Below are 12,885 nucleotides of genomic sequence, written 5' to 3' on the forward strand. Positions count from 1 at the left end.
CCTCAATGGTTGAGCCACTTAAATTAAGTGGCTCTATTATTGTTATTTATCGAGATTGTATGCTTTTTTCACTAGCCCATAGGTTAGTTGATAAGCCAGAGTCTGGGCAGTACTTTCGCTAATTTGATGATTTGCTACAAGCTCTGCTAAATAGCGACAATCAACGCGGCGTGCAACATCATGACGAGCTGGAATTGATAAAAATGCGCGGGTGTCATCATTAAAGCCAACGGTGTTATAAAAACCAGCTGTTTCAGTTGTTTGCTGTCTAAAACGAAGCATACCGGCGGGGCTGTCATGGAACCACCAAGCAGGACCTAACTTGAGGCTAGGGTAGTGACCCGCTAGTGGCGCAAGTTCTCGACTATAGGTCGTTTCATCTAATGTAAATAGGATGATTTTAAGATCAGGGTGATTTCCGTATTTACTCAATAGTGGTTTGAGTGCATTAACGTATTCAGTTTGGCTTGGAATATCACAGCCTTTATCACGGCCAAATTGATCAAATACCGCTTGGTTATGATTACGATGCGCGCCAGGGTGAATTTGCATCACTAAACCATCTTTAATGCTCATACCGGCAAGCTCAGTGAGCATTTGGCCACGGAATAATTCTTGCTCTTGCTCCGTTGAATGGCCTGTTCGACATTTTTCAAATAATGCTTCACATTCTGCGGTAGGTAAGTCAGCAGTTAATGCAGTAGGGTGGCCATGATCGGTTGCTGTTGCACGTCCTTCAATACGAAAGTAATCACGACGTATTTGAATTGCCGCTAAATAACCTTGCCAAGTCGTTGTATCTTGGTCGGTTATCTCACCAAGTTTAATTACGTTGTCGATAAAATCTTCACGGCTAGCATCAACCACATCATCAGGTCTAAAGGTGGTGATCACACGTTTTGCCATTGCAGAGCCTGCAATTGCGCGGTGGTGCGGGAGCTGATCAAGTGCACCTTCTGTTGTGGCAATTAGTTCAATATTAAAGCGGTCCATCAGTGCATGAGGCTTGAACTCGGGTGTTGCTAACGCAGCTGTAATTTTTTGATAATAGTGCTGACCATTTTCCGAGCAAAGTTTTTCAGTAAACCCAAACACATCACTAAATACCGCATCTAACCAATAGCCACTTGGCGTTCCGGCATACAGGTGATAGTTATCAGCAAAGATTTGCCATACTTTTTCAGGATCAGCTGCTTTTGAACGAGCCATATCGCCTTGCAGCCCATGCTCAGGTACTCCTAAATCAGTCATTGGGATACCTTGACTGTAGAGCATTCTAAACACGTAGTGATCGGGTTTTATAAATAGCTCAGTAGCATTGCCAAAGTTTTCATTTTCATTAAACCAACGTGGATCAGTGTGACCGTGCGGACTAACTATCGGTAAGTCTTTAATTGATTCATATAACTTTCTAGCGATAGCAACGACGCTAGGATCGCTTGAAAATAAACGATCTGGGTGCAATTCTAAAGGTTCGATATTGCTCGGCATTGAAGATTCCTTAACTGTTCTGCTTGTTTATTGCTACCGGTGGCATGTAAAGGTAAATTACACTGACAACGTATGGCAGTCAATATGTTAATTAGTTGTTGTTTAGTACCTGAAGGCAGGCTTGCGTGATTTTGTCATAGTCTTTACTTTGTACCCATTGTGGTTGTGCAACCCAGGTTCCACCCACAGCCATCACATTATTAAGTGCTAAATAGTCTTTAAAGTTTTGTTCATTAATGCCACCTGTTGGGCAAAAGCGAATATCAGCAAATACGCTGCTGACTGCTTTTAAAAACTGCTCGCCACCACACAAAGAGGCAGGAAATAATTTTTGCTCAGTAAAGCCATATTCTTTAGCAAGTAAAATATCGGCGGTGTTTGAAACACCCGGCACAACGGGCACAGAAGATTGACTAAGGGCATCGAGTAATCGTGGTGATACCGCAGGAGTAACAATAAAATCACTGCCGGCGGCAAGACTTTTTGCAAGTAATGCTTGATCAGTAATCGTGCCGGCACCAACGCATAAATCGGGTAGTGCTTTTTTAATCGCGATTAATGCGTCAAGGGAAGCTGGCGTTCGCAGCACTACTTCCACTAAATGAATGCCAGCCTTGTGCATTGCAGTGGCAATAGCCACACCTTCTTCACTACTGTTTGCTTGGATGATAGGCAATATAGGTTGGTTGCCTAATAATGTTGAAAACACGGTCATACAATTTTCCTATTAATACTTATTATTTTTGTAATTGAGCCATAGTTAACGGCTGTTTGTTTAAAGTGACATTGGTTAAGCTCATGTTATTCACATTAGCAACAATAGAATCATCACCCACTTGGTCAAAATGACAGTCGATAAAATGGATATCGTTCATTGGTGCGCGTGCAAAGCCATTGAGGTAAAAAGCCTTACTCAACACATTTTTACAATGTAGGTTTTCAATTTGAATATCACGAACTGTTGGGTCGAACTGTCCCGCATCGCCTTCTTCATAAAAAAAGTTGATCACAACAGCATTTTTAACCGTGCCAACTTCGATGTTACGTATGCGAATATGCTCGATCAAACCGCCACGTACTGAGTTAGTTTTGATACGAATAGCGCGCTCTAGGTGGGGGCTGTCCATGGTGCAGTTTTGCACAAAGACATTATTTACACCGCCAGATATCTCACTGCCGATCACAACACCACCATGGCCTTCTTTCATATGGCAGTTTTCAATAACAATGTTTTGCGATGCTACCCCAACACGGCGACCATCAGCATTTCGGCCCGATTTGATCGCGATACAATCATCACCGGTATCAAAGACACAGTTTTTAATGTGCACGTGGTCACAACTTTCTGGATCACAGCCGTCTGAATTAGGACCATGGCTTGAAAAATTGACGTTATCAACCGTAACACTTTGGCATAAAACCGGGTTCACTAACCAAAAAGGTGAGTTTTTAATTGTTACGCCTTCGATTAAAATATTTTTACATTTATACGGTTGAATAAAAGGAGGGCGTAAATAGGCACCAGTACTGTATATACGTTGGCTGACAGGCACACCAGCTTCGGCATCAACCATTAACTGATCACGTGCTTCACGCTGGTGCAATACTTTACCTTGGCTATCTTTAATTAAATCCCAATGACCTTCCTTGTGTGGTCCCTTCCAAGGCCACCATGTTTGGTTATCACCATTTCCTTGCAGTGTTCCTTTACCTGTGATGGCAATGTTTTCTTGTTCATAAGCATAAATCAGTGGTGAGTAGCCCATCATTTCTAAGCCTTCCCAGCGAGTAAATACCTCTGGTAAGTAATGATTAGGATCAGTGCTGAAACTTAATATTGCCTTATCAGCCAAGTGTAAATTTACGTTAGAAAGTAAATGAATGGCACCGGTCAAGTAGGTGCCATTTGGAATGTAGACCTGACCACCTCCTTGTGCGTGGCAGGCTTCAATGGCGTTTTTAATGGCCTGTGTACAATCATGTTGACCATTTTCTTTTGCACCAAAGTCTTTAATATTAAATTGCTTAGCAGGGAAGGTTGGGACGACTATCTTAGCTTTTATATGTTCAGCCATTTGCCAATCGTCTGCGCTAATAGGCGCTTCAAAAACATTGAGCAAAGGCGCTGACTGACAGCCCATTAAAGTTGCTGTTACCAAAGTGCTAGAAGCTAATGCTTTAAGAAAATAGCGTCGTTGATTATTCATCTTGTATCCTGCTGCTGTAATTGGAATTATTATAATAGGTTAACATTAGCAGTTATTGCCACCGGTGGCAATGTGATTTTACTACAAAGTTTAAATTTTCAAAGACTTATTGTTTTTGAAAAAGTTATTTAAAATTAGTGACTAATAAAATAATCGATAGTAAAAATCATCGATTATGCACGGGGGAGAGTATTATATTGCAGACATAGCCTCAGTTAACGAGGCTATGTGTTGATTAAGTTTAGAAAGTGCCCCTTACACCCACTAAAAACTGGCGACCTGATGAAAGGTTTTCGTAAGGGCGTGGCGTGTAAATATCATTCCACATATCTTGTTTTTCATCTGTTAAATTAACGGCTTCAAATGAAACACTCATTTTCTCTGTTAACTTGTAGCGGGCAGAGAAATTAAGCTTCGCCTTTGCATCATAACCACGCACAAAGGTTGATTCATCTTTATATTCGTCTAAATATTGTTTGTTATAGCCACTTCGGTAGTTATAAGAAAAACGAGCCGACCAATCGTCTACTTGATAGTACAAGGTTATGTTGTATGTGTTCTTTGATGTTTCTTCTTCTACTAAGTTAAGTTGCGTGCCATAAAATGGGTCTTCTATATCACGTGTATAATCAATATAGGTGTAGTTAGTTTGTAAACCTAAGGCATTAAATGGTTCAGGCAAGAAGGTAAAAGGCTGTTGATAAATAAATTCTGCGCCCCACATGCCTTCAGCATCGGTATTGACAAGTTGCGATACTTGCCAAGTCACAGTGCTAGGATCTGTGTCGCCAAGGTCGATACCAAGTCTATCAAGATCGGCTTGTGATAAAACTTGCTCAGAACTTGCTTTTGTTAAACCCGAAATATTTTTATAAAACAGTGATGTTGCAAGCAGCGATTCTTCAGCAAAGTACCACTCTAAACCAACATCATATTGTTTCGCTTTATAAGGCTTGAGTGACGGGCCTGCACCCATCTTAATTGTCGCTGATGGATCATCAATACTCGGCGTATTAATACTGATTGAAGAACGTAAATCAGATAATTTTGGGCGAGTAATTGCGTGTGAATAACTAAAGCGACCGACTAAGTCCTCAGTGATATCGTAAGCAAGGTTTAATGATGGCAGCCATTCATCTCCTTCACTCACAGACTCACGCCAACCATAACCTGCAGCATAGTTTGCACCGTCGCCACGTCCCGCAGTGAAACCATCTTTGTAAATATGATCTAAATTTACGATACGACTGGTGTTTTTGTTATCAACATAACGCACACCAACATTACCACGTAGCTCTTTATCAAATATGTAGTTTCTGAAATCTAACTGGACAAATGCTGTAGCAACTTCTTCTTTAATATAATAAGTGCGTCTAAAATCTTCTTTGGCTTGAAAAAAGTCTGCCCCAGCAAAGGCGTTGTACATGGCATTATAATCAGGTGCTAACCAAGTACTACTGTTAAGCGTTGATGAACCAGGAATTGAAGCGTTGTTACCAAAACTTACACCTTGTTTATCTAAAGTGGTATTAAACAAGCTGCCATCAATTTGGGCTGCATCTAGCGATATAACACGCTCTTCTGCTATTGCGCCTGATGTTTTATTTGTTTCTTTATTGATGTCTTTCCAGTTATTTAAATTATAGTGTTGTTCTGTTTCAAAACTACGCTGACCAACACCAAACTTAACCGTATATTCATCGTTAATCTCGTATGTAAAATCAACTCTAATAGTTTTGTTTTCACTTTCAATTGTTTGCGAGCGATTACGTACTAAACCAGCGGTGTAATTACTTGGATCTGTCATCACCGACGCTATTTCATCTTTACTATAATTCCCGCCAGGTGGCTGACCTGCGGCAAATGCAAATGATGGCATATTAGTGTTTAACTCACCGCTACCAATCGCTTGTCCGCCCGGGTTATTAATTAATGATAATGGGTCTATATTACTATCAAAACTATAGGCCACGGTAGATTGATTACTATCTAGGGCAAAGGTGGTCATATTCGGAATGTCTAAATCTGATTTACCTTGGCCTATTAGGAAGTTCATTTTAAAACGATCGTTAATAAACCAATTTCCAGTAAAGCTAACTTGATCAAAAGTTGATTCAGATGAATCCCGTCGTGTCTCTGAGCGAATAATGGAATTTGAATACGCACCTGCGACTATGGTGTTGTTGGCATCGACATAAATGTTTTCAGGGACGATATCTTTTTGATCTCGTAATAATACTTCGTAGTGATATTCTTCAGAATCATTATCCAAGCTTGCATGCAGCACATCTAAGTTGAATGAGAGGTCATCGGTAGGCGCATACTGAAAAGCAATTGTTGCACCAAGACGTTTTTGCTGTTTTGAATACAATGAATAGCGAGGAATTCGCGGTAAATATAGCCCATCTAAATTTTCATTGGTGTAATTCCCGTTTGGCATCAGTAATGTTTTAGGTGCTACGGTAAGATAATTTGAGCCGCCTTGACCAACAGGTAAACCATCTTCGACAAAACTGGGATTGTTTACAGTCCAACGTCCAGTTGAAGAACCTTCACTTTGTACTGTGCCATCAGAGTATGCAATAGAGGCAAGTACACCAAACTTATTATCCCAGTTATTACTGAGCATAAAAGAAGCACGAGGCGATACATCCTCATCAACATCACTATAACGAGCATTGACATTGTAAGCGCCTTTAAAGCCATCATATTGAAATGGACGCGCCGTTTGTAAGTTAACATTGCCTGAGATGCCACCGTCTTCAAGTTCAGCAGAAACGGTTTTATTAATATCTATTTGGGTAAACAGTTCAGATGCGAATACGTTAAAATCAAAAGCACGAGAGGTATTAGAACCACCAGCCGCATCAGTAGCAGCACCAGCAGATGCTGATTCCATGCCATTAATTGTGGTTTTAACGTAACGAGAACCTAAACCGCGAATGGTAATTTGACGACCTTCACCCGCATCCTCCTCAATAGAGATACCAGGTACGCGTGAAAGAGAATCTGCCACATTTAAGTCAGGAAATTTACCAATATCTTCTGCAATGATGGTTTCACGGGTGCCTACGGCTTCACGCTTAGACATTAAAGCGGCATTGATACTACCGCGAAAACCTTTTACTTCGATCACTTCGAGTTGATCATCAGCAACAGCATCGTCTTGAGGGGCTGCATATGCTAAGCCACTGGTCAATGCGCCACTGAGTATTAAATTGGTCATTAACTTACTAAGTTTAAAATTGTGTGTGCTGGTTGTCATAGTGGTTCCACGTTCTACTTATTGTTATTAAGTTAACATGACTTAAAAGAGAGTGTTTGTCATGTCCTTGTTCTGATTTTTATTGCACCTAACCTCATAATCCATAATGGGAAAAACAACGAGAAAGCAAGTAGCAAAGTGTTTGATGAAATGGATTGCTACCGGTGGCACAAAATGAAAAATATAGCGTTATTGATGCGAATTCAAATGAAAAGCATAACATTATTCATCATTAATTTACATTTAGAACAGCGTACGAATACCATTCAAGTGCAACATTATCTATAAGTACTATGATTTAACTGATTATTTGCCACCGGTGGCATTGTATTTTAATTATAAATAATGGATGCGCTACTTTAGTCGTATAAAAACAATATAAGAATATTTTTGTTAGTATGTGAGTAATTTTTGATTATCAATTAAGAAAGGCAATTAACATTGAGTTGTTGGTATTGTGCGTAAAAAAACAGCTTAATTAAAATGTTAATTAAGCTGTTTACCTTAGGGGAGTTTAAAATTTAAATACTGTTTTACAAGTTGTAGCGTATTCCTAAAAAGAACTGTCGGCCGGTATGATTATATTCACGTGGTAAATCTAAACTGCCATCACCTGTTGTATATAGGCGTTCATACTCATCGGTAAGGTTAATAGCTTCAAATGTTACAGTGACATTTTCATTAATATTATAAAAAGCAGATAGGTCAAAATGTGTTGGACCAGATGTCGCTTCTTCGGCATTACCATTGTTACCCGTGTAATCTGTGATGTAATTGTCGCGTTTATTTACTGAGGCACGAGCGCCATAGTTTTCTTCTTCATAATACAGGGTAAAGTTATAAGAATTTTTAGAAAGACCCGTAATTTCACCTGCAGAGACATACGTATAGTTAGACACTAACCCCATATTTTTTAACAACCCAGGTAGGAATGAAAAAGGTTGCTGATAAATAAGTTCAAGCCCTTTGATCACAGTACCTTGTCCATTTACAGGGACGAAATGAGTGTAAGGGGTAGTTCTAGGATCGAGCGCACTTGATGGATCATATTGCGGATCATTATCAATAAAGGGTAAATAAGCAGGATCGACGAGTTTTTCTTCACTATCACTTTTTATAAAAGAGCCAATATCTTTGTAAAACGCTGTTGCTGCTAATAGCGACTCTTCTGCAAAGTACCATTCAACACCAACGTCTGTATTGGTAGAGGTGAAAGGGTCTAAGAATGGGTTACCCGCACTAACAGTGCCGTTTAAATAAGAAAACGATGGATTACCAGGATTGAGTGAACTCAAACTCGGGCGGGTCATGGTTTTAGATAAACCCAGCCTTACAATCACATCATCGGTTGCATCAAGGGCTAAATTTAGCACCGGTAAAACATTGTCATAGCTATTGTCGATTGATACCGCATCAGTTTGAATAAAACCTGTTGATGTGGTTTCAGTTTTTACATAGCGAACACCTGCATTGGTGCGTAGTAGCATATCGGAAATTTCATATTCAAAATTAGTTTCCACATAGGCAGCCATTGTTTCTTCTTCAACTTTCCAGCTTTGTGCACTGCGTGGCACCCACTCTTTAACTAAAAGCTGTGAATTTATTGCATCAAAATCAGCCACTATAAAGGGTGATAACGTGCCGTCATAACCGCTGCCAAAATCATCGTAGGGCATTAACTGAGAAAATCCAGCTGCAGAATCTTGATCAGGAAAACCGTTTATTTGTGATTCATCGTAACTAACCGTTCTGTCGTTATAGGCTATACCGCCTTTGATATTCATCATATCCATCTCGTATGATAAATCAATTTTAGCGGTGTCATTTTCGCGCAGTACATCTGTTGCACGTAAGCGCCCATCGGCTAAATCAAAAGAGTTGGCATCTAGAGTATCGTAATCGTAATTCATCACAGCGGTATTATTGCTGGTGCCAAAATCCATCGATACTCTATGAGGTGCGTTATTAGTCATGTTATAACGATACTGCTCAGAGCGAGCATCCGATTCAGCAGTGCCCACCATAGCGTCTAATCGAAGGTAATCAGATAAATGATATTTAGCTGAGAATACGTATTGTTGAAATTTTGTTTTTGAAATCTGCTGACGGCTTTCTACTCGAGATTTAACCCCGTTAAATGTCGCTGCTTGGATCTGTTTGCCATTTTCAGCCACGGTAATCGATTCAGGGGTAATTTCGCTGAATGTGTTTCTAAACATCTCGAAAAAGTTGTACATAGTACGGTCATTATCAAGGGTTGAATGTAATGTATCTAGCGTAAGGACCAGATCATCGTTAGGAGCATATTGCAATGAACCGGTAAAGCCTAAACGGTCTTGTTCATTACCAAAAAAATCAGGGCGAGGCAGACGTGGCGTATATAAACAGTTAACAGCATCGACTGTTTGACCTTCGAACTCACACTCCCCAGTATTGGGTGTGCCAATAACTTCTGTATTAGAGGTGTCAGCATAAATACCGCCACCATCGAGTACGGGGGTGGTCCAGCGCACAGTCCCAAAGCCTTCTTGGCGCACAGTGCGTTCAGATTTTGCGACAGAGAATAAAGCCCCGATTGTATCATCAGCAAATGTGTTGCTGATCATAAATACCATCCGTGGGTCGACTTCTTCAGTGAGGTCGTTATAACCGGCTTGCGCAGACGCTGCAACATGAAAGCCTGTTGTGTCAAAAGGACGTGCAGAATACATATCAACAGTGCCCGCTATACCACCTTCTTCAGTTGCAGCTGTGGGCGTTTTTTGGATATCAACACGATTAAATAGTTCGGATGCAAATATATTAAAATCAAATGCACGGCCACCATTTACGCCGCCACCAGAGTCAGTGCCATCGGTACTTGCTGGTACTTCCATACCGTTTAAAGTAGTACGTGTAAATGCAGGACCTAAACCACGTAAGGTAATTTGCCTACCTTCACCACCTTCACGGGAAATTGCCACCCCAGGAATACGTTGTAATGATTCGGCGATATTCAGATCAGGGAATTTACCAATATCTTCTGCCGCGATAGATTCAGTGGTATTTACTTCAAAACGTTTAGTTGCTAACGATTTATTTAATGATGATCTAAATCCAGTTACTTGAATTAACTCAATGTCATTTTGGGCTTTAGTATCTGTTTGTGGCTGTTCATCGGCTGCGATTGCATACGATGTTGTGCCCAGTAGTAAGGCACTAACAATGCAGTTAAGTGGCTTGAGAACGAACTTATTTGCAGTCTTCATTGTGTGTTCCTTTTTTATGCTGTTGATTTGAGCTTTTATTTTTATTACTTTATTTAGCCATTCAAATATAAGTCTATGATTAAATGTCATAAAACTATGATTTGAATCGATAGCAATATCAGCTAAATACGAATGCTACCGGTGGCATAGAAATCAAGCTATATCTAAAAAAGCGTATTGTCAAACCTAATAAATTACATTTTTCATGGTTTATTTACATTTTTTTGCAGTAAAAGTACATTAAGGACTGGTTCAATTTTATTCAGCACTATGATTTAACTTGTTATTTGCTACCGGTGGCAGTTAGTGGTATGTTTATAACTGAAACTACATTTTAATAAAATTATTTTTCACTCAATTACAAAAAATAATTTTATTACGAGCTAAACTGATTTTTTAAAAACGACAAAGAGCGAGTAGAATGGGAAAATTAATTGCAGCAATATTTATCATGATGAGTTTTTCAAGTATGTCAGCAACTACTAAAGTTCAGCTTTTTATGGCAGGGGATTCAACCATGTCAATTAAAGAAGTGAAGGATTACCCTGAAACAGGTTGGGGAATGCCCTTTAGTATCTTTTTTAATGACAGAATTGACGTTAAAAATCGTGCTAAAAATGGTCGTAGTACACGCACCTTTATCAGTGAAGGCTTGTGGGCGGGCATTATAAATGAACTTAATAAAGATGATTTTGTGATCATTCAATTTGGTCATAACGATCAGTCAAAACAGAAAGTAGACCGCTACACTACACCAGAGCAATATAAGCAAAACCTAGTTAATTTTATTGCTGAAGTAAGAGCAAAGCAGGCACAGCCATTACTGATGACCCCGGTAACGCGTCGTTATTTTGATGAAAAAGGTCAGATCAAGGACACCCATCCTATTTACGCTGATATAGTAAGAGATGTAGCTAAACAGACAGGGGTCGATTTTATTGACATGGAACGGGTGACCCAACAGTATTTTCAAAAGCTTGGTGGGATCAACTCACGCTTACGTTTTATGCATATAGCACCTAACTTACATCCAAATTACCCTATGGGCGTAGAAGACAATACCCATTTCAATGAACTTGGTGCTCGAGAAGTTGCTCAATTAGTATTAACTGAAATGAAAAAAATAAATCACCCACTCGTTAAACAATTACGCATACCTGATCCAAAACATTTAAAATAAAAGTAATTATCTATAAATTTTTCGGTTAAGCATGATGTAGCTAATAACGTATGTAGTTTATTTAGTGTAGTGTTATTGCATTGGATGGATGTAAATACATTCAATGCAATAACTTCTGTGCACTTAGCTTAATCGACTGGATTAATTGATTAGCTAAAATTAATGATTGAATTACCCCCCCCAACAGACCCATTAATGTAATGATGGTTAAATTATTTTGATTATCTTTATCACTTAATTAAAGGCAATGAGGAGTACGCATGTCTGGGTTATCTGCAATACCGTTTTCTTTACTTGAGCTTAGCCCAATGAAAGAAGATGCCACCGTCTCAAGTACTCTTGCAAATAGTGTCGCTTATGCACAAAAAGCTGATGAACTCGGTTTTAACCGATTTTGGATGGCTGAACATCATAATATGCCGGGAATTGTCTGCGCGGCAACCTCTGTATTAATTGGCCACATAGCAGGGCAAACTAAAACTATACGAGTAGGTGCTGGTGGCGTTATGTTACCAAATCACCCGCCACTGATTGTTGCAGAGCAATACGGCACGTTAGAGAGTTTATACCCAGGGCGTATTGATTTAGGTTTAGGTCGCGCACCAGGTAGCGATCATATAACCAGTCGTGCTCTGCGCCGAGATGAACGACGCGCTGAAAACTTTGCCGATGAAGTCACTGAACTGCAAACTTTATTTGGCCCTTACGATGGTAGTCACCCTGTTCGCGCTATTCCTGGCGAGAATACCAATGTACCTATTTGGTTACTTGGTTCCAGTTTATATAGTGCGCAACTAGCAGCTAAAAAAGGCCTCCCTTATGTGTTTGCTGGCCACTTTGCACCGCGTTTTGTTTATGATGCAATCGCTTTATACCGCCGTGAATTTCAACCTTCTGATGTGTTAGACAAACCTTATGTAATGCTTGGCTTACCGATTGTTGCAGCAGATAGCGATGAACATGCACAGTTTTTAGCAACCACGTCAAAACAGCGTATCTTAGCACTGTTACGTGGTGATCCTTTATGGCTAAAAGCTCCCGTTAAAAGCATGGCTGGATTATGGAATGAGCAAGAGCAGGCTCAAGTTGAAAACTTTTTAGGATTATCTGTGGTAGGGAGTCCTGTGACCATTGCTCATAAGCTAAATATGATAGTCAAAGAGCTTGGTGTCGATGAATTCATTTTTACCAATGATCTTTACCAAAGTAGCGACCGTCATCACGCGTTGGAGATTTTACGGTCAATAAAAGCATAACCACTGAAAATTAAGCTAAGGTACACTTAACTCCCGTTACAATACAGAAACTAGCTAATACACAAAGTTTACTAGTTTCTGAACTCTACTTAAAAGTGCAAAACACAGCACTAATCTTATTTAAGCTTGCGTTCTGTTTTTATAATCAATTCGATTTATATAATCAATTTTAACGTTTGATTTAAACACATTAAAATGAAGGTATAAACCAGTAAATTAATTACAAAGGAAGGCATAT

The 12,885-nt window shown here is 39.6% G+C and carries 7 protein-coding genes; 2 read left to right on the forward strand and 5 right to left on the reverse strand.

Going from position 1 to position 12,885, the window contains the following annotated elements; translation table 11 throughout:
* Positions 1 to 42: 42 nt before the first annotated feature.
* From uxaC to H5158_RS01550, 5 genes are all read right to left on the reverse strand, one after another.
* Positions 43 to 1,491, reverse strand: coding sequence for a glucuronate isomerase (gene uxaC, locus H5158_RS01530; protein WP_182739305.1), 1,449 nt, complete (start codon positions 1,489 to 1,491; stop codon positions 43 to 45).
* A 91-nt stretch (positions 1,492 to 1,582) separates the two neighbouring features.
* Complete coding sequence (eda, locus tag H5158_RS01535; RefSeq protein WP_145239081.1) at positions 1,583 to 2,206, reverse strand: bifunctional 4-hydroxy-2-oxoglutarate aldolase/2-dehydro-3-deoxy-phosphogluconate aldolase; 624 nt, start codon at positions 2,204 to 2,206, stop codon at positions 1,583 to 1,585.
* 22 nt (positions 2,207 to 2,228) lie between these two features.
* On the reverse strand, positions 2,229 to 3,698 hold the full coding sequence (locus H5158_RS01540) for a glycoside hydrolase family 28 protein (protein ID WP_182731219.1): 1,470 nt from the start codon (positions 3,696 to 3,698) through the stop codon (positions 2,229 to 2,231).
* Between the two features lie 241 nt (positions 3,699 to 3,939).
* Positions 3,940 to 6,963, reverse strand: a complete 3,024-nt coding sequence (locus H5158_RS01545; RefSeq protein ID WP_182739306.1) for a TonB-dependent receptor — start codon at positions 6,961 to 6,963, stop codon at positions 3,940 to 3,942.
* Positions 6,964 to 7,496: 533 nt separating this feature from the next.
* Positions 7,497 to 10,211: a TonB-dependent receptor gene (locus tag H5158_RS01550; RefSeq protein ID WP_182739307.1), complete on the reverse strand. Its 2,715-nt coding sequence runs from the start codon at positions 10,209 to 10,211 to the stop codon at positions 7,497 to 7,499.
* Between the two features lie 421 nt (positions 10,212 to 10,632).
* On the opposite strand from H5158_RS01550, the gene H5158_RS01555 reads away from it, so the two are divergent.
* On the forward strand, positions 10,633 to 11,391 hold the full coding sequence (locus tag H5158_RS01555; RefSeq protein WP_182717271.1) for a rhamnogalacturonan acetylesterase: 759 nt from the start codon (positions 10,633 to 10,635) through the stop codon (positions 11,389 to 11,391).
* A gap of 260 nt (positions 11,392 to 11,651) precedes the next feature.
* The gene (locus tag H5158_RS01560; RefSeq protein WP_182717272.1) at positions 11,652 to 12,647 is read left to right on the forward strand and encodes an LLM class flavin-dependent oxidoreductase; all 996 of its coding nucleotides are present in this window, start codon (positions 11,652 to 11,654) and stop codon (positions 12,645 to 12,647) included.
* The last annotated feature ends 238 nt before the right edge of the window (positions 12,648 to 12,885 follow it).

The organism is Pseudoalteromonas sp. SR45-6 (genome assembly GCF_014163545.1).
In the GTDB taxonomy this organism is placed as follows: Bacteria; Pseudomonadota; Gammaproteobacteria; order Enterobacterales; family Alteromonadaceae; genus Pseudoalteromonas; species Pseudoalteromonas rhizosphaerae.